Origin of the sequence: Pseudomonas sp. OV226, assembly GCF_003148705.1 — a bacterium.
GTDB lineage: Bacteria > Pseudomonadota > Gammaproteobacteria > Pseudomonadales > Pseudomonadaceae > Aquipseudomonas.
Map to the genome: position 1 here is coordinate 287,149 of NZ_QGGS01000004.1, position 17,072 is coordinate 304,220.

General features: G+C 60.7%; 15 protein-coding genes. 2 read left to right on the forward strand and 13 right to left on the reverse strand.

Going from position 1 to position 17,072, the window contains the following annotated elements; genetic code table 11:
- Window positions 1-2 precede the first annotated feature (2 nt).
- The 7 genes from C7534_RS09885 to C7534_RS09915 form a co-directional block, all read right to left on the reverse strand.
- Window positions 3-560 carry a phosphonate degradation HD-domain oxygenase gene (locus C7534_RS09885; protein ID WP_109785652.1) on the reverse strand — a complete coding sequence of 186 codons (558 nt, stop codon included), beginning with the start codon at window positions 558-560 and terminating at the stop codon, window positions 3-5.
- A complete protein-coding gene (locus C7534_RS09890) occupies window positions 560-1,693 on the reverse strand; it encodes a TIGR03364 family FAD-dependent oxidoreductase (RefSeq protein ID WP_109785653.1) in 1,134 nt (377 codons plus the stop codon). The genes C7534_RS09885 and C7534_RS09890 overlap by 1 nt, the downstream gene beginning before the upstream one ends.
- A gap of 124 nt (window positions 1,694-1,817) precedes the next feature.
- Window positions 1,818-2,843 (reverse strand): putative 2-aminoethylphosphonate ABC transporter substrate-binding protein, encoded by a 1,026-nt coding sequence (locus C7534_RS09895; RefSeq protein ID WP_109785654.1) that lies wholly within the window; start codon window positions 2,841-2,843, stop codon window positions 1,818-1,820.
- 38 nt (window positions 2,844-2,881) lie between these two features.
- Window positions 2,882-4,606: a putative 2-aminoethylphosphonate ABC transporter permease subunit gene (locus tag C7534_RS09900; protein ID WP_109785655.1), complete on the reverse strand. Its 1,725-nt coding sequence runs from the start codon at window positions 4,604-4,606 to the stop codon at window positions 2,882-2,884.
- Window positions 4,606-5,682 (reverse strand): putative 2-aminoethylphosphonate ABC transporter ATP-binding protein, encoded by a 1,077-nt coding sequence (locus C7534_RS09905; RefSeq protein WP_109785656.1) that lies wholly within the window; start codon window positions 5,680-5,682, stop codon window positions 4,606-4,608. The genes C7534_RS09900 and C7534_RS09905 overlap by 1 nt, the downstream gene beginning before the upstream one ends.
- 224 nt (window positions 5,683-5,906) lie before the next feature.
- Window positions 5,907-6,770 carry a LysR family transcriptional regulator gene (locus tag C7534_RS09910; protein WP_109785657.1) on the reverse strand — a complete coding sequence of 288 codons (864 nt, stop codon included), beginning with the start codon at window positions 6,768-6,770 and terminating at the stop codon, window positions 5,907-5,909.
- A 15-nt stretch (window positions 6,771-6,785) separates the two neighbouring features.
- Window positions 6,786-9,047 (reverse strand): heavy metal translocating P-type ATPase, encoded by a 2,262-nt coding sequence (locus C7534_RS09915; protein WP_109785658.1) that lies wholly within the window; start codon window positions 9,045-9,047, stop codon window positions 6,786-6,788.
- Window positions 9,048-9,131: 84 nt separating this feature from the next.
- Between C7534_RS09915 and cadR the strand changes: the two genes are divergently transcribed.
- Window positions 9,132-9,581 (forward strand): Cd(II)/Pb(II)-responsive transcriptional regulator, encoded by a 450-nt coding sequence (cadR, locus tag C7534_RS09920; RefSeq protein WP_109785659.1) that lies wholly within the window; start codon window positions 9,132-9,134, stop codon window positions 9,579-9,581.
- A gap of 18 nt (window positions 9,582-9,599) precedes the next feature.
- Here the strand turns inward: cadR and C7534_RS09925 are convergent, their stop codons facing one another.
- From C7534_RS09925 to C7534_RS09940, 4 genes are all read right to left on the reverse strand, one after another.
- Window positions 9,600-10,436 carry a hypothetical protein gene (locus C7534_RS09925; RefSeq protein ID WP_146206164.1) on the reverse strand — a complete coding sequence of 279 codons (837 nt, stop codon included), beginning with the start codon at window positions 10,434-10,436 and terminating at the stop codon, window positions 9,600-9,602.
- 141 nt (window positions 10,437-10,577) lie between these two features.
- Complete coding sequence (locus C7534_RS09930) at window positions 10,578-11,549, reverse strand: thymidylate synthase (protein WP_046032319.1); 972 nt, start codon at window positions 11,547-11,549, stop codon at window positions 10,578-10,580.
- Between the two features lie 50 nt (window positions 11,550-11,599).
- Window positions 11,600-12,412, reverse strand: coding sequence for a prolipoprotein diacylglyceryl transferase (lgt, locus tag C7534_RS09935; protein ID WP_046032318.1), 813 nt, complete (start codon window positions 12,410-12,412; stop codon window positions 11,600-11,602).
- 80 nt (window positions 12,413-12,492) lie between these two features.
- The gene (locus C7534_RS09940) at window positions 12,493-13,275 is read right to left on the reverse strand and encodes a sulfite exporter TauE/SafE family protein (protein ID WP_109785661.1); all 783 of its coding nucleotides are present in this window, start codon (window positions 13,273-13,275) and stop codon (window positions 12,493-12,495) included.
- 132 nt (window positions 13,276-13,407) lie between these two features.
- Between C7534_RS09940 and C7534_RS09945 the strand changes: the two genes are divergently transcribed.
- On the forward strand, window positions 13,408-14,154 hold the full coding sequence (locus C7534_RS09945; protein WP_046032316.1) for an NRDE family protein: 747 nt from the start codon (window positions 13,408-13,410) through the stop codon (window positions 14,152-14,154).
- Between the two features lie 101 nt (window positions 14,155-14,255).
- On the opposite strand, the gene ptsP is transcribed toward C7534_RS09945, so the two are convergent.
- Window positions 14,256-16,535 carry a phosphoenolpyruvate--protein phosphotransferase gene (gene ptsP / locus C7534_RS09950; protein ID WP_046032315.1) on the reverse strand — a complete coding sequence of 760 codons (2,280 nt, stop codon included), beginning with the start codon at window positions 16,533-16,535 and terminating at the stop codon, window positions 14,256-14,258.
- 22 nt (window positions 16,536-16,557) lie between these two features.
- Window positions 16,558-17,037 (reverse strand): RNA pyrophosphohydrolase, encoded by a 480-nt coding sequence (locus tag C7534_RS09955; RefSeq protein ID WP_007945562.1) that lies wholly within the window; start codon window positions 17,035-17,037, stop codon window positions 16,558-16,560.
- Window positions 17,038-17,072: the final 35 nt, after the last annotated feature.

The window sequence follows — 17,072 nt, forward strand, 5'->3', positions numbered from 1 at the left end:
CTTCACGCAGCCAACAGTCGCGCCGCTTTTTCCTTCAAGACCCCAAGGTCGATCACTGGCACCTGCATTTCCTTCGCCAGTTCATCCCACTGGCGCATGCGCAAACTGACTTCGCACAACGGGTCTTGCTCGAAGGCGGCAGCCTCGGCCGGTGTCATCACCCCGCCCTGGTATTCCAGGGTGCGGCGGCTGGCTTCGCTCAAGCGCTCGTAGTACCCAGGCTCTTTCAGCGTCAGATACCGCTTGGCCTGCACGTGGTATTCCACCAGTCGCGCCATGCGTTCGCTGAAACCGGCGCGACGCAAGTAATCGGCGCCCAATCGCTCGTGGCTGACCACGCCGAAGCCGCCCATGTTCTCGGCGCTCTCGGCGCAGATGTGCCCGATGTCGTGAAAGAACGCCGCCAGCACCACTTCATCATCGAAGCCCTCGGCCATTGCCAGTTGCGCAGCCTGGGACATGTGCTCGATCTGCGACACCGGCTCGCCGATGTAATCGCTGTCGCCAAAACGTTCATACAAGCCGAATACTTCGGCGATCACGTGCTCACTGCTACCCATCAACGCTCTCCCAATAAAGTCGCCACGTTACGCTCCGCCATCGCGGGCCCGACGCTCATGCCGACGCCGGTGTGCATCAGCGCAATGCTGACGCCCGGCTGCGGTCGCAGGAATGAAAATGGCCCCGGCCCCCGTGAACCATAGACCCCCTGCCAGCGCTCGACCACTTGCACGTTGCAGCCCAACGTCTGCTCGGCCAGCTCGATCATCCAGTTGTCCACTTGCTCGGCATTGAACGGTGATGGATCGCGACCGTAATGGTGAGAGTCGCCGATGATCAATTCGCCGTAGGGCGTCGGGCTGATTAGCAGGTGGATACCGTTTTCGTGCAAGTGCGGCTCGTCGCGCAGGATCTGCGCCTGCACCGCCGCCGCTTCCGGCAGGTCGGCAAAGGCGCCGTAGTGCACGCAGCTCAAACCGGTGAGCAAGGCGTGTTGCAAGTTGAGGTTGACCTGCGGGCGGACGCGGAGCATTTGCAGACGGCAGATTTGTGGGTTGAGTTCGGCAATCGGCTCGGCGAGCAAGGTCTGATAGTCGTGGCCCGAGCACAGGATGATCTGCTCGGCGCTGAACGTGCCGGTGGTGCTGTGCAAGCGGCCCGGCTCGATGTCGCGAACCAGGGTCGAAAAGTGAAAGGTGACGCCGAGCTCGCGGCGCAGGTAGTCGATCAGTGCCGGTATCGCCTCGCGGGAATACAGTTGTTGATCGTCCATCCCGTGCAACGCGGCGCGGTGATGGCTGAACTGGCCGCTGTACAGATCGCGCAAGGCAGCACCGCGCAGAAGCTCGACGCGGTAGCCGTGTTCCACGGCGCGACCGGCGCAAAAAGCTTCGAGCAGGTGCTCTTCCGCTTCGGTACGGGCGAACAAGTAAGAGCCATTACGCTTGAGTTGCAGGCCGGCGAGTTGCGCCCATTGGCCCCAGATCTCGCGGCTGGCCCTGGCCAGTTCGAGCATCGGGCCCGGCGGCTGGCCGGTGACCAATGCCTGACCGAAGTTGCGCACCGAAGCCCCTAAAGGTGTTTCGCTGCGTTCGAAAACGGTGACTTTCAGACCGCGTTTGGCGGCGGCGTAGGCGTGGGACAGACCGAGAATGCCGGCGCCGACGATCAGCATGTCGTTGTGTTGTGTCATTGAAATTTGTCCTGAATGACAGACCGCTATCGCGGGCAAGCCCGCTCCCACAGGTTTTGTGAACGCCACAGATCATGTGGGAGCGGGCTTGCCCGCGATGGGGACCTGTCAGCCGATGAAGATCTTACTTGGCAACCACTTTCTCGGACTTGCCGTCATAGCGCTTGCGCCATTCGGTCAGGATCTCGTCGCGGTTTTTCGAGGCCCAGGCGAAGTCGTTCTTGATCAAACGCTGCTCGTAGTCAGCCGGCAGTTCGGTCTGTGGCTTGGCGATACCTGGCTGAGCCAGTACGGCGAAGTTTTCTTTGTACAGCTCCATCGCCGCCGGGCTTGCCGAGAAGTCAGCGAGTTTCTTCGCGGCGTCTTCATGCGGCGTGCCTTTGATCACGGCAGTCGCTTCGATCTCCCAGCCCAGGCCTTCTTTCGGCAGGATGATGTCCAGTGGCGCACCCTGGCGCTTCAGTTGAACAGCCGGGTATTCAAAGGAAATACCGATCGGGAATTCGCCAGCCGCCGCCAGTTTGCAAGGCTTGGAACCGGAGTGAACGTACTGGCCGATGTTCTGGTGCAGGTCATCCATGTACTGCCAGCCCTGCTTCTCGCCGAAGGTTTGCAGCCAGGCGCTGACGTCGAGGAAACCGGTGCCGGACGAGGCCGGGTTCGGCATCACGATTTTGCCTTTGTACTCAGGCTTGGTCAGGTCTTGCCAGCTCACGGGCTTGGTCAGGCCCTGCTTCTCGGCTTCGACGGTGTTGAAGCAAACGGTCGCGGCCCAGACGTCCATGCCGACCCAGGCTGGCGGGTTGGCGGCGTCGCGGTAGTTGTTGCCGATTTTGCCCAGGTCCTTCGGCGCGTAGCTTTGCAACATGCCTTGTTGATCGAGGATCGCCAGGCTCGACGCGGCCAGGCCCCAGACAGCATCAGCTTGCGGGCGAGCTTTTTCGGCCAGCAGTTTGGCGGTGATGATCCCGGTGGAATCGCGCACCCATTTGATTTCGACGTCCGGGTTGGACTTTTCAAACGCTTCTTTATAGGTCTTCAGTTGTTCGGCTTCGAGGGCGGTGTACACCGTCAACTCGGTTTTCGCCGCGAAGGCGTTCAGGCTGAAAGCGGTGAGGACAGCAGCGGCCAAGGCCAGGGGCTTGAACATGATCTTTTCCTGTTGTTGAGTTGAGTGGGTTGTACGAATCAATGGCCAGGCGCGGTCTGCCGCCAGGCTTGGGAACGACGCAGCAAACCGCGCGAAGCCCAGGCCAGCAGCAGGGACACGCCCGCCGAGGTGAACAGAATCAGAGTCGACATCGCTGCCGCACCGCCGACGTTGCCGGCGTCATCCATGTTCAGCACCGCCACTGCCGCGAGGATGGTGTCGGGGCTATAGAGGAAGATCGCCGCCGAAACAGTGGTCATGGCCGAGACGAACAGGTAGCGCACGATGTCCAGCAGCGCCGGCAGGCAGATCGGTACCGTCACCCGCAGGTAGTGGCGATACAGCGGCGCCTTGAGCGACAGCGCAGCGGCTTCGAACTCGGCGTCGAGCTGACGCAGCGCGGTGGTCGCGGTCATTTGTGCGGTGGTCAAATAGTGAGCAATGGTACAGACCACCAGCAGGGTCATGGTCCCGTAGAGCACATGCAGCGGGTTGCCGGTGAGGTTGAAGAAAAAGACATAACCCAGGCCCAACACCAGTCCCGGCACCGCCATCGGTACGAAACTGAGCATGCGCAGGGTCAGGTTCAGCCCACGCTGGCCCTTGGTTTTTTCCATCAGGTAAGCGCCGGTAAAAATCAGCACGCTGCCGATCAACGCCGTGCACAACGCCATCTTCACGCTGTTGCCGTAAGCCAGCCAGCCGCCGCCCGCCGTGTCGTTGAACTGGTAATGATTGAGCGACAACGACAGGTTGTACGGCCAGAATTTGACCAGGGATGAGAACACCGCCATGCCGAACACCAGTAACAACGCGGCGCAGATCAGCAACACGATGGCCAGGTAGCAACCGTCTCGCAGTGTCGATGCCGCCGGTTTGAATACCTGGGCACGACCGCTCATGGAATCACCGTGACGTCGACGCAACCACGCATCGACACCGAAGCTGAACAGCGCCGGCAACAGCAGGACCATGCCAATCAATGCGCCGCGACCAAACTGCTGCTGACCGACCACCGCTTTGTAGGCCTCCAGCGCCAACACTTGATAGTCGCCACCGACCACCACGGGCACACCGAAGTCGGTGATAGTCAGGGTGAACACCAGGCAGAACGCGGCGAACACGGCCTGACGGGTCGCCGGCCAGGTGATGCTGCGAAAGGCTTTGGCGGGACTTGCGCCCATGCTGGAGGCGGCATCGAACAATCGCGCATCCGCCAGGGACAGCGCCGACAGCAGAATCATCAAGGCATGCGGGAAGGTGTAGATGACCTCACCGAGCACAATGCCCCAGAAACCGTAGATGTTGTCCGAGAGCAGACCGCGCAACAGGCCCTGGTTGCCGAACAGATAAACCAGTGCGATGCCGGGCAGCATCGACGGTGCCATCAACGGCAGCAGGGATATCGCACGCCAGACGCCTTTGCCGGGAATCAATGTGCGTTGCAGGGCGTAGGCAAACAGGTACGCCAACGGTACGACGATCGCCGCCACACTGAGGGAAACCTTCAGGCTGTTACCCAACAGCCAGTGAAAATTCGCACTGGTCACCAATTCGCGCGCTGCAACCAGACCACCGCCCTGCCCCGCCTCGGAACTGAAACCACGCCAGAAAATGGCGAGCAACGGCATCAACACGGCGACACCGAGCAGCACCAGCAACAGGACTTTGCCGCCGACCACGAACACCCGGTCGCCGATCTCGGCACGGGAGGTCTGCCGAAACTGCTTGTGCGGTATCGGCAGCGCGATGTTCGCGCTCATCAGGCAAACACCTGCAGGCTGCGTGGCGGCAAGGCGACCATGATTTGCTGGGCGCCGAGGCGCGGCATGGCTTCCGGTGCCAATTCGGCCAGCAGCGCATGGCCCGGCAATTGATCGAGCTCGAAGCTCATGCGGCAGCGGTTGCCGAGGAAGGTGATTTCGCGAACCTTGGCCGGGAACAGGTTTTCCTCGTGCACCACCGGGTTCACGTTGATCGCTTCCGGGCGGCAGAACAGTCGGCCCGACGCGGTTTGGGCGCTGCCATCGGCCAGGCGCAGGCTCATCCCGCCGACCTGGGCGTGGCTGTCACTGCTACGGCTGAACGGCAACCAGTTGCCCTGGCCGACGAACTCCGCCACAAACGGTGTGGCCGGGCGGTCGTAGATTTCCTGCGGCGTGGCGTACTGCTCGACCTTGCCGTTGTTCATCACGGCGATGCGGTCGGCCATCAGCATGGCTTCGTCCTGATTGTGCGTGACCATCAGGGTGGTGATGCCGAGGTTGCGCTGCAGTTGGCGCAGTTCGGTGCACAGATGCTCGCGGACCCGGGCGTCGAGTGCCGACATCGGTTCGTCCAGCAACAGTAACGAGGGCGCTGGCGCCAGGGCCCGAGCCAGTGCAACGCGTTGCTGTTGGCCGCCAGACAACTGGCCGGGGTACTTTTTCTCACTGCCGATCAGGCCGACCAGTTCCAGCATCTGACCGACACGTTTACGCACTTCATCACGACCGCTGCCCGCGAGGCCGTAGGCAATGTTCGCTTCAACGGTGAGATTGGGGAACAACGCGTAGGACTGGAAGAGAATGCCGTAGTCCCGCGCTTGGGGGGCCAGATGGGAAACGTCGCGATCACCCAGGTACAACTCGCCGCTGTCCTGTTTTTCCAGACCGGCGATGCAGCGCAGCAACGTGGTTTTGCCACAACCCGACGGGCCCAGCAGACACACCAGCTCACCGGCCGCCACGTCGAGGGAAACGTTATCCAGCGCCGTGAAGGCGCCAAAGCGTTTCTGCACGCCGCGCACTTTCATTGGGGCGCCGGGGTTGGTCAGGGCAGTTGCGATCGAGTGGTTCATGGACAGGCCTCATCAAGCAGATGAGAGCCATCCTAGATTTGTAATGCGTCCGTCATATGGCAGTGAGGCAAAAACGACTGATAGTGGTATTCAGGATTTTTGGTTGAAGTCATGCGGCGCCTGAACTGACGCCATCGCGGGCAAGCCTTGCTCCTACAGGGGAACGCGGTCAACTGTAGGAGCAAGGCTTGCCCGCGATGAGGCCAGCTCAAGTGATGGATATTTCAGGCCGGGGCCATTTCCTGCGCCAACCCCAGGAACGCCGCCGGCAGCCGCGCGCCTTTGCGCTCCTTGAGGCAATACAGGTACTCGGGAATCTGCGGTGCATTTTCGATGGTCAGCACGCGCAATTGCGGATCGTGCGGCACTTCCTGGCGGGCAATGATGCTGATGCCGATGTTGCGCAGCACCGCCTCACGAATCGATTCACGGCTGCCAATTTCCAGCAACGGCCCGAAACTCACCCCGGCATTGACCAGCAACTCTTCGGTCAATCGACGGGTGGTCGAGCCCGACTCGCGCATCAGCAACGTATGCCCGGCCAAGGCGCTGAGTGGCACATGATCGTGAATCGCCAGCGGGTGATTGCGATGCACGGCCAGCACCAGCGGATCGCTGCCGAGCACCCGGCGAATCAGTCGCGCATCGTCCAGCAATTGCGAGGACGCTGCGACATCCACCCGGTAATCCTCCAGCGCTTCGAGCACTTGCTGCGAGTTGCCGATTTCCACCGACACTTCCACTTGCGGCAAGCGTTCGCGAAAGGTTTTCACCAGATCCAGGATGTAATACGGCGCCGTGGCGGCAATGCGCAACGTGCCCTGGACCTGGCCACTGTTGCGCAGGAAAAACTCGATGTCGGCTTCCTGTTGCAACAGCGCCTTGACCATCGGCAACAGCCGAGCGCCTTCATCGCTGACACTGAGGCGGCGGCCGCCACGGTAGAACAGTTCCACCGAATACTGGTTTTCCAGGTTGCGGATCTGGGTCGTGACCGTCGGTTGGCTCAGGCCGAGCTTCTTCGCCGCCAGGGTAATGCTGCCCAGGCGGGCCACCATGTAAAACGCCTTCAGCTCCGCACTCAGCACACCCTTCCCTCTTCCTTATTTGCGCAGCAGGCGCAAACCGTTGAACACCACCAACAAACTGACGCCCATGTCGGCGAACACCGCCATCCACATGGTAGCGAGCCCGGCGAAGGTTACCCCAAGAAAGATCGCCTTGATCACCAATGCCAGCGCGATGTTCTGTTTCAGGATGCTGGAGGTCTGCCGCGACAGCCGGATGAACGTCGGGATCTTGCGCAAGTCGTCGTCCATCAAGGCGACATCGGCGGTCTCGATGGCCGTGTCGGTGCCCGCCGCGGCCATGGCAAAACCGATCTCGGCCCGGGCCAGTGCCGGCGCATCGTTGATGCCATCGCCCACCATGCCGACGTTATGACCCTGTGCATAAAGGGCTTCGATGGCTTGCAGTTTGTCGGTCGGCAGCAGATCACCCTTGGCCTCGTCGATGCCCACTTGTGCGGCAATCGCCTGAGCGGTGTGGACGTTGTCGCCGGTCAGCATCAGGGTTTTGATGCCCAGGTCATGCAGTTGCTGGATCGCCTCGCGACTCGACTCTTTTACCGTGTCCGCCACCGCAAACAGCGCCAGCGGGCCGGATTTATCGAGCAGCAGCACCACCGACTTGCCCTGTTTCTCCAGCGCGAACAGTTTCTCTTCCAGCGCCGGCGAACACAGGTTCAGCTCTTCGACCAAACGGTGGTTACCCAAGTGGTACACCTGACCGTTGATCTCACCGCGCACACCGCGACCGGCTAGCGCTTCAAAGTTATCCACAAACAGCGGCGCGAGTTGTTTATCCACAGCCGCATTGGCAATGGCCAGCGACACCGGGTGATCGGAACGTCCGGCCAGCGCGGCGGCAATCGCCGGGGCTGTTTCGACGGTGGTTGTGTCGAGAGAAAGGTAATCCGTCTGTACCGGTTTGCCGTGGGTGATCGTTCCGGTCTTGTCCAACGCCAGATAATCGAGCTTGTAACCGCCCTCCAGATACACGCCCCCCTTCACCAGAATGCCTTTGCGTGCCGCCGCCGCGAGGCCGCTGACGATGGTCACCGGGGTGGAAATCACCAGCGCACAAGGGCAAGCGACCACCAGCAACACCAGCGCCCGGTAGATCCAGTCGAACCATGCGGCGCCCATGAACAGCGGAGGAATCAGCGCAACGGCAAGGGCCAGGATGAATACCGCTGGCGTGTAGATTTTCGAGAAGCTGTCGACGAAACGCTGGGTCGGTGCCCGCGCGCCCTGGGCCTGTTCGACGGCGTGGATGATTCGCGCCAGCGTCGAATTGTCCGCCGCTGCGGTCACGGCATATTCCAGAGACCCGGCCTGATTGATGGTGCCGGCGAATACTTTGTCGCCGACGGTTTTCTCGACCGGCAAGCTTTCACCCGTGATCGGCGCCTGATCGATAGTTGAACTGCCGGCCACCACTTCACCGTCCAGCCCGATGCGCTCACCGGGTCGTACCCGCACCCGCGCCCCCAGCTCGATGGTTTTGACGTCTTGCTCGACCCAGCTGCCATCGGCCCGCTGCACCGTGGCCTGTTCCGGGCTCATCTGCATCAGGCCGCTGATCGCATTGCGTGCGCGGTCCAGGGATTTGGCTTCAATCAACTCGGCCACGGTGAACAGGAACATCACCATCGCCGCTTCCGGCCACTGACCGATCAGGATCGCGCCGGTCACCGCGATGCTCATCAGCGCGTTAATGTTCAGGTTGAGGTTTTTCAGGGCGATCCAGCCCTTTTTGTACGTGGTCAGGCCACCACTGAGGATCGAGACCAGCGCAATGACCGCCACCACCCAAGTGGGTGCAGCGTTGGTGAAGTGAATGACTTCGGCGGCCAGCGCCCCCACACCGGACAGCGCCAATGGCCACCACGGTTTTTTCTCCGGCGCGGGAGCGGGTGCTTCGACGCCTTGCTCAAGCGGTTCTGCCTGCATGCCGAGGGATTTGATCGCCTCGATGATGGGCGCAGTGCTTGGCAAGTCGTGGGTCACGCCCAACACCCGGTTGATCAGGTTGAACTCCAGTTGCTGCACACCGGCGAGTTTGCCGAGTTTGTTCTGGATCAGCGTCTGCTCGGTCGGGCAGTCCATCGCATCGATGCGAAAGCTGCTCAGGCGTGCACCGGCCGTTGGCGTTTCGCTCAACTTGATCAGCGACGGCGCAGCCGCTTTGGTGGAACAGCAGGAATCGCCGTGGCCGCCATGCTCGTGCTTCTTTACAGGCTGCAGTGTGTGGCTGTGATCGTGCTCAGCCTTGGGGGTGTGGGTGTGTTGGGAATCGCTCATCAGGTCGCGTCCATAAGGTGCCTGTTGCCAAGTAAAGACCCTGTAGCCACTATAGGGTCAAGCACCTATTTGGAGACTGCCGTCATGAAGATCGGAGAACTGGCCAAACTGACCGACTGCGCCGTGGAAACCATCCGCTATTACGAGCGCGAAAACCTGTTGCCGGAGCCGGCTCGCAGCGACGGCAACTACCGCGTCTACACCCAGGCCCACGCCGAGCGCCTGACCTTCATCCGCAACTGCCGCACCCTCGACATGACGCTGGAAGAAATCCGCAGCCTGCTGGCGTTTCGCGACAGCCCGCAGGATCAGTGCGAAAGCGTGAATGCGTTGATCGACGAGCACATCCACCACGTCAAGGCGCGGATCGATGGGTTACTGGCGTTGCAGACACAATTGCTCGACCTGCGCCAACGCTGTGGCGAAGGGCCGGAGATTGATCAGTGCGGGATTTTGCAACGGCTGGAAGTGAGTGGCGGGGTTGTGGCGACCGAGGTGGGGCATTCCCATGTCGGCCGCAGTCATGGACATTAGTCCTTCGCCAATTAACGCTCAGACCAATGTGAACTCCAAGGTACCCCGGGGGCCCATGCCATAATTCAGGCCGGGGACCATCCCGGAACCCAGAAACAAACTGCAAAGCAGGTGAACGGACTCTCCGCGATGCGCCTGATAGACAGAAGAATCAATCCGAAACTTGAGGGGTGAATCGGGACTGACCGTTAACTTGCGCTGATAGTCCCTCCAGGCGCCACCCTGCCCGCCGTTCGGGCTGCTTTTCCAGTGCATTTCAATGGCGTTGTTTGTTCGCAGGTTTTCAATCAGTGGAATGGTTAGGAAAACGCCATCGGGATGTTGATCAATATCCAGAACTCCCTCCGATACGTCGTCAATAGAAATCGGGGCGGTTTGAATCAGTGCCTGGGCGAACGTCATGTACAACGATGCGGAAGGTAATGCGCTCCCCCCTCTTTCGATAACAAAAATAACCTCAACCCGGTCGCCTTCAAACGGGCGTGCCGTTTCGTCAGGAACAGCAAACTGCAACGAGGTGAAACTCAGTACTGGCTGAGGTGGTGACTGGTAACTTTTCCCGCTGCCACCAAGCGCCTGCCACTGCACCCGAACCTGATCACCGATCTGAAATTCCCTGTCATTTACTGACACAACCACGCGCAGAGAATCGACGAAGATAGGTGCGCCAGTGAATATTTCCATAGGCACCACGCAATCCCATGGAGCGAGGCTTGGGATGAAATGAAAAAGTCCGGATCGGCTTTCGCAGCCAATAAGCGGTAAACCGGTTAATTGACTACTCAAGTGCTCTGGCGAGAGACCGATAGGGCTTTGCGAAAACCCGGTAGTTGCACGGGGCGCAATGATTGTCATGACGAAGCTCCTGAAATAAAGAAAGGGTGTTGCTGACCACGTCCTAATGGCCATTCAAACACCCTAGCATTCGTTCGCCCACTGTCAAAAATGACAGCCAGATAGACCTTTTTCTAATATAAAAATCTATCCGCCCATCTATTAAACCGCCATCGGCGCGGTCATCGGCGCGTGGTGCTCGTAACCTTCCAGCGAGAAATCGCTCGGTTCGATCAGCTCCAGCCACTCCGGCTGATAAACGCCAGTCTTGGCAAACTCCGGCACACGGTCGCTGATCACCAGTTTCGGCATCGGGAACGGCTCACGCTTGAGCTGTTCATTGAGCATGTCCAAATGGTTCTCGTAGACGTGCGCGTCGCCGATGAAATAGGTGAACCAGCGCGGCGTGTAGCCGGTCAGGCGACCGATCAGGCTCAGCAGCGCCGCGCCTTCGGTGAGGTTGAACGGCGTACCGAGGCCTAGGTCGTTGGAACGGATGTAGAGGGTCAGGGAAATCTCCTTGGTCTCGACATTCGGGTGGAACTGGTACAGCAGATGGCACGGCGGCAGGGCCATTTCATCGAGCTGGGCAACGTTCCAGCCGTGGAACAGAATGCGGCGGCTGCCCGGGTCTTTGATGATGGTGTCGACGCACTGACGAATCTGGTCAATCGCCTTGTACAGCACGACGTAAGCCTGGCCGTCTTCTTCGCCTTCAGCGATCTGGCGGTAGCCTTGGCCCAATGTCTGTTCGATAGCGGCCTTATTGCTGACCGGGATCTGTTTGTACGCTGGCCATTTGCGCCATTGCACACCGTAGATTTCGCCGAGGTCGTCTTCGCCCTGGCGGAACGGGTTGGCCAGCCACTGCGCATTTTCGTTGGCGTTCTGGTCCCAGACCTTGCAGCCCAACGCGCGGAATTCGGCGGCGTTGTTAACGCCACGCAGAAAACCGCACATCTCGCCGATGGCCGATTTGAAAGCCATCTTGCGCGTGGTGATCGCCGGGAAACCTTCCTTGAGGTCATAGCGCAGCATCGCACCCGGAAAGCTGATGGTGTTCACGCCCGTGCGGTTGGCTTGCTTGGTGCCGTTCTTGATGACGTGGGCGACCAGTTCGAGATATTGCTTCATGAGTTACCTGTGTCCTTGAACCCGGAGACCGTTGCCCCCGGGGTTCGAATTTATACGGCTGCTGCTGGCGTCGCCGGGGCACGGTGATACGCCAGCCAGATCAGGAACAGGCCGCCGACAATCATCGGCACGCAGAGCACTTGGCCCATGGTCAGCCAGTTCCAGGCCAGATAGCCCAGTTGCGCGTCCGGTACGCGGACGAATTCGACGATGAAACGGAAGATGCCATAGAACAGCGCGAACATCCCGGACACCGCCATGGTCGGCCGCGGCTTGCGCGAGAACAACCAGAGGATGAGGAACAGTGCCACGCCTTCCAGCGCGAACTGGTACAGCTGCGACGGATGGCGCGGCAACTGCGACGGATCGCTGAACGGCGGGAAGATCATTGCCCACGGCACGTCGGTCGGCTTGCCCCACAATTCGGCGTTGATGAAGTTGCCGATACGCCCGGCGCCCAGGCCGATCGGCACCATCGGCGCGACGAAATCCATCAGCTGGAAGAACGACTTGTTGTTCTTTTTACCAAACCACAACGCCGCCAGCATCACGCCGATGAACCCGCCGTGGAACGACATGCCGCCCTTCCACACTTCAAAAATCAGCGCCGGGTTGGCCAGGTACGCGTGCAGATCGTAGAACAGCACATACCCCAAACGGCCACCGACAATGACACCCATCGACATCCAGAAGACCATGTCGGAGAGCTTCTCCTTGGTCCAGGTCGGGTCGAAACGGTTCATCCGACGGGACGCCAGCAGCCAGGCGCCGCCAATGCCGATCAGGTACATCAAGCCGTACCAGTGGATTTTCAGCGGACCGATGGCCAGGGCCACCGGGTCGATCTGCGGGTAAGGCAGCATTGCGACTCCTCGTTAGAGTTGAAACCAAAATTCCCGGGCGACGCTGCCACCTCAGGATTAAGTCAGGATTGCGCGGGTCGTCAGAGCAAGAAACTCAGGCCGACGCAGAACAGCAAAGCGGCAAACAGTCTTTTCAGCAACTTCGGCGACAGCCTGTGGGCCAGTCGCGCGCCGATACGGGCGAAGACCATGCTGGTCAGGGCAATGCCCAACAGTGCCGGCAAATAAATAAAACCGAGACTATGGGCCGGCAGCAACGGATCGTGCCAGCCCAGGATCATGAAACTTAACGCACTGGCCAATGCGATCGGCAGACCGCAGGCCGACGATGTGGCCACGGCCTGTTGCATCGGCACACTGCGCCAGGTCAGGAACGGCACGGTCAAGGAGCCGCCGCCAATCCCGAAAATCGCCGAGGCCCAGCCAATCACACTGCCGGCCATGGTCAGACCGAGTTTGCCCGGCACCGTGCGGCTGGCCTTGGGCTTGACGTCCAGCGCCAGTTGCGCGGCGATGACCAGGGCGAACACACCGATGATTTTCTGCAAATTCGGACCGGAGATCGCTTCGGCCGTCAGTGCGCCGAAACCGGCGCCCATCAAAATGCCCACGGTCATCCAGACGAAAATCGGCCAACGCACCGCGCCACGACGATGGTGTTCGCGCACGGCGTTGACCGAGGTAAAGATAATCGTCGCCAGGGAGGTACCGACCGCCAGATGGGTCAGAATCGATGCATCGAAGCCCTGCAAGGTGAAACTGAATACCAGCACGGGGACGATAATGATCCCGCCGCCGACCCCGAACAGCCCGGCCAGCACGCCTGCGCAGGCGCCCAGCGCCAGATAGAGCAGAAATTCCATGACCTTCCTTGTACGCTTCTCAAAAAAGCACCGGCATAGTAACGGATGCGGGGCCCAAGGCTCCACTGGATGGCGATGGATACCCGTGCGATGTCTGCGTAGAGTGAGCAAAAAACACACAAGGACCACCTTATGTGCCTGATTGTTTTCGCCTGGCGACCGGGTCACGCCCAGCCGCTGATCGTGGCGGCCAACCGCGACGAGTTCTACGCGCGCCCCAGCCTGCCCTTGGCGCAATGGCCAGAAGCTGCGCACGTTCATGCCGGTCGCGACCTGGAGGCCGGCGGCACCTGGCTCGGTGTCGGCGCCAATGGGCGCTTTGCGGCGCTGACCAATATTCGTGATCCGCACCGACCACCCGGACGCAAGTCTCGCGGTGAACTGGTGGCGCGGTTTCTCACCGGGGAGCTGCCGATTGACGACTATTTAGCCGACGTTGTCGCCCGCTCGCCGGAATATGGCGGATTTAACCTGCTGGTCGGCAATGGCAATGAGCTCTGGCACTTCAATGCCCGGGAATCCGAGGCCGTGATGCTGGTGCCTGGGGTGTATGGGTTATCCAACGCCGGGCTGGATACGCCCTGGCCGAAGTTGCTCAAGGCCAAGGCGGCATTGAGTGAGGTGCTGGAAGACCCACAACCTCAAGCACTATTGGCGCTGTTGAGCGATTCGCAGACTGCGCCATTTGCCGAGCTGCCGGATACAGGGGTGGGGCTGGCGACCGAGACGTTGTTGTCGAGTGTGTTTATTGCCAGCCAAAGCTACGGGACCCGGGCGAGCACGGCGTTGATTGTGCAGGCGGATGGCTCGCGGCATCTGGTCGAACGGAGTTTCGGGCCGTATGGCGGGCATCTTGGGGAAGTGGAGATCAGGCTTTAGTTTTGTGTTGGCTGGACGGCAAGCCTTGCTCCTACAGGTCTGTGGCTGCACGACACAAATCCGTAGGAGCATGGCTTGCCCTCGATGGGGCCGCCGCAGAATTAGAGGGGCTTGATCGCCGCTGGATTGATCATCCGCGCCAACCCGAGGTTTTTCAGCGCCAGTTGCAGCGAGCTGTGGATAACTTGCGGGTTGTCGATGGTCATCAGCTCGGCCAGCAATTCCTTGGCCTTGCTCAGGTTGATCTGGCGCAGCATCCACTTCACTTTCGGCAAGTTGGTGGCGTTCATCGACAGGCTGTCGAAGCCCATCGCCATCAACAGCACCGCCGCCGCCGGGTCACCGGCCATCTCACCGCAGATACTCACAGGCTTGCCTTCGGCATGGGCGTCACGCACCACGTTCTGCAAGGCCTGGAGCACCGCCGGGTGCAGGTAGTCGTAAAGGTCGGCCACCCGCGGGTTGTTGCGGTCGACGGCCAACAGGTACTGAGTCAGGTCGTTGGAGCCGACCGACAGGAAGTCCACTTGCCGCGCCAGTTCCTTGGTCTGATACACCGCCGCCGGAATCTCGATCATCACGCCAATCGGCGGCATCGGCACATCGGTGCCTTCGTCGCGCACTTCGCCCCACGCCCGGTGGATCAGGTGCAAGGCTTCTTCGAGTTCGTGGGTGCCGGAGATCATCGGCAGCAGAATCCGCAAGTTGTTCAAGCCTTCGCTGGCCTTGAGCATGGCGCGGGTCTGGACCAGGAAAATTTCCGGGTGGTCGAGGGTGACGCGAATCCCGCGCCAGCCCAGGAACGGGTTGTCTTCCTTGATCGGGAAGTACGACAAGGCCTTGTCGCCGCCGATGTCGAGGCTGCGCATGGTCACCGGTTGCGGGTGAAACGCGGCGAGCTGCTCGCGGTAGATCGCCAGTTGTTCCTTTTCGCTCGGGAAACGCTGGTTGATCATGAACGGCACTTCGGTGCGGTACAGACCCACGCCTTCAGCGCCACGCTTCTGCGCCCGCGCCACGTCCGCCAGCAAACCGGTATTGACCCACAACGGCATGCGGTGACCATCGAGGGTCACGCACGGCAAGTCGCGCAGTGCATCCAGCCCAAGGGCCAGTTGCTTCTCTTCCTCGACCACTTCGGCGAACTGCTTGCGCAGTACATCGCTGGGGTTGGTGTAGACCTCGCCGTGGTAGCCGTCGACGATCATCTGGATGCCGTCGACTTTCGAGTACGGCAAGTCGACCAGGCCCATCACCGTCGGGATACCCATGGCTCGCGCCAGGATCGCGACGTGGGAGTTACCGGAACCGAGTACCGACACCAGACCGGCCAGCTTGCCTTCCGGCACCTCGCCGAGCATGGCCGGCGTCAGTTCTTCGCTGACCAGAATGGTGTTGTCGGGATAAACCAGGGTTTGCTGACGCTCTTCCTGCAAATAGGCGAGCAGGCGGCGACCGAGGTCCTTGACGTCCGAGGCACGCTCACGCAGGTAGGCGTCGTCCATCAATTCGAAACGGTTGACGTGATCGGTGACCACTTGACGCAGTGCGCCCTGGGCCCACTGACCGGTCTTGATGACGGTGGTCACTTCGCTGCCCAGCGCGGCGTCGTCGAGCATCATCAGGTAGACGTCGAACAAGGCGCGCTCTTCCGGGCGCAATTGTGTCGCGAGCTTGGCCGACAGCGTGCGCATATCGGCGCGCACGCCTTCGATGGCGGTCTTGAACAGCCCGAGTTCGGCGTCGATGTCGACAATAGTCTTGTCCGGCACCACGTCCAGATCGGCGGGCGGCAGCATGACCACCGCCGTACCGACCGCTGCACCTGGCGAACCCGGCACGCCGACAAACTTGGCTTCCTGGATGCCTTTGCCCTGACGGCCCAGGCCACGGATCGACCCGGTGGCCTCGGCGTGGGCGATAACGCCAGCCAGTTGCGCGCTCATGGTCACGAGGAAGGCTTCTTCACCCTCATCGAACTGGCGGCGTTCTTTTTGCTGGATGACCAACACGCCGACGACCCGGCGGTGGTGAATGATCGGCGCCCCGAGGAATGAAGCGAAGCGCTCTTCACCGGTCTCGGCGAAGTAGCGGTAGCGCGGGTGGTCCGCAGCGTTTTCGAGGTTCAGGGGTTCTTCGCGCGTACCGACCAGGCCAACCAGACCTTCGTTGGGTGCCATGCTGACTTTGCCGATCGAGCGCTTGTTCAAGCCCTCGGTAGCCATCAGCACGAAGCGGTTGGTCTCGGGGTCAAGCAGGTAGACCGAGCAGACCTGGCTGCCCATGGCCTCTTTGACGCGCAACACAATAATCCCCAACGCCGCCTTGAGATCCTTGGCGGAGTTAACTTCCTGGACGATCTTGCGCAGCGTATTGAGCATGGCTCGGGGTCGAACTCCGTCGTCAGTCGCGCGTTAAAAGGCGCGGGGCAAGCTCTTTGAGAGCGCGTCGATACACCTCGCGCTTGAATGTCACCACCTGGCCCAACGGATACCAATAGCTGACCCAGCGCCAGCCATCGAACTCCGGTTTACCGGTCAAATCCATCCGCACCCGCTGCTCGTTGGAGATCAGGCGCAGGAGAAACCATTTCTGTTTCTGGCCGATGCACAGCGGTTGGCTGTGGGTACGGACCAGACGTTGCGGCAAACGATAGCGCAACCAGCCCCGGGTGCAGGCGAGAATTTCAACATCTTCGCGCTCCAGACCCACTTCTTCGTTCAACTCGCGGTACAAGGCGTCTTCCGGCGTCTCCTGGGGGTTGATCCCTCCCTGTGGAAACTGCCAGGCATCTTGATTGATACGGCGAGCCCATAGCACCTGTCCGGCATCATTCGTGAGAATGATCCCGACATTGGGGCGGAAACCATCGGGGTCGATCACGGCAACAACCTCGCAAACGCATGTCGCCGCATTGT

What these genes read in the sequence shown, in the direction of transcription:
- C7534_RS09885 (WP_109785652.1), bottom strand. Translation starts at nt 560, where the DNA reads ATGGGTAGCAGTGAGCACGTGATCGCCGAAGTATTCGGCTTGTATGAA.
- C7534_RS09890 (WP_109785653.1), bottom strand. Translation starts at nt 1,693, where the DNA reads ATGACACAACACAACGACATGCTGATCGTCGGCGCCGGCATTCTCGGT.
- C7534_RS09895 (WP_109785654.1), bottom strand. Translation starts at nt 2,843, where the DNA reads ATGTTCAAGCCCCTGGCCTTGGCCGCTGCTGTCCTCACCGCTTTCAGC.
- C7534_RS09900 (WP_109785655.1), bottom strand. Translation starts at nt 4,606, where the DNA reads ATGAGCGCGAACATCGCGCTGCCGATACCGCACAAGCAGTTTCGGCAG.
- C7534_RS09905 (WP_109785656.1), bottom strand. Translation starts at nt 5,682, where the DNA reads ATGAACCACTCGATCGCAACTGCCCTGACCAACCCCGGCGCCCCAATG.
- C7534_RS09915 (WP_109785658.1), bottom strand. Translation starts at nt 9,047, where the DNA reads ATGAGCGATTCCCAACACACCCACACCCCCAAGGCTGAGCACGATCAC.
- cadR (WP_109785659.1), top strand. Translation starts at nt 9,132, where the DNA reads ATGAAGATCGGAGAACTGGCCAAACTGACCGACTGCGCCGTGGAAACC.
- C7534_RS09925 (WP_146206164.1), bottom strand. Translation starts at nt 10,436, where the DNA reads ATGACAATCATTGCGCCCCGTGCAACTACCGGGTTTTCGCAAAGCCCT.
- C7534_RS09930 (WP_046032319.1), bottom strand. Translation starts at nt 11,549, where the DNA reads ATGAAGCAATATCTCGAACTGGTCGCCCACGTCATCAAGAACGGCACC.
- lgt (WP_046032318.1), bottom strand. Translation starts at nt 12,412, where the DNA reads ATGCTGCCTTACCCGCAGATCGACCCGGTGGCCCTGGCCATCGGTCCG.
- C7534_RS09940 (WP_109785661.1), bottom strand. Translation starts at nt 13,275, where the DNA reads ATGGAATTTCTGCTCTATCTGGCGCTGGGCGCCTGCGCAGGCGTGCTG.
- C7534_RS09945 (WP_046032316.1), top strand. Translation starts at nt 13,408, where the DNA reads ATGTGCCTGATTGTTTTCGCCTGGCGACCGGGTCACGCCCAGCCGCTG.
- ptsP (WP_046032315.1), bottom strand. Translation starts at nt 16,535, where the DNA reads ATGCTCAATACGCTGCGCAAGATCGTCCAGGAAGTTAACTCCGCCAAG.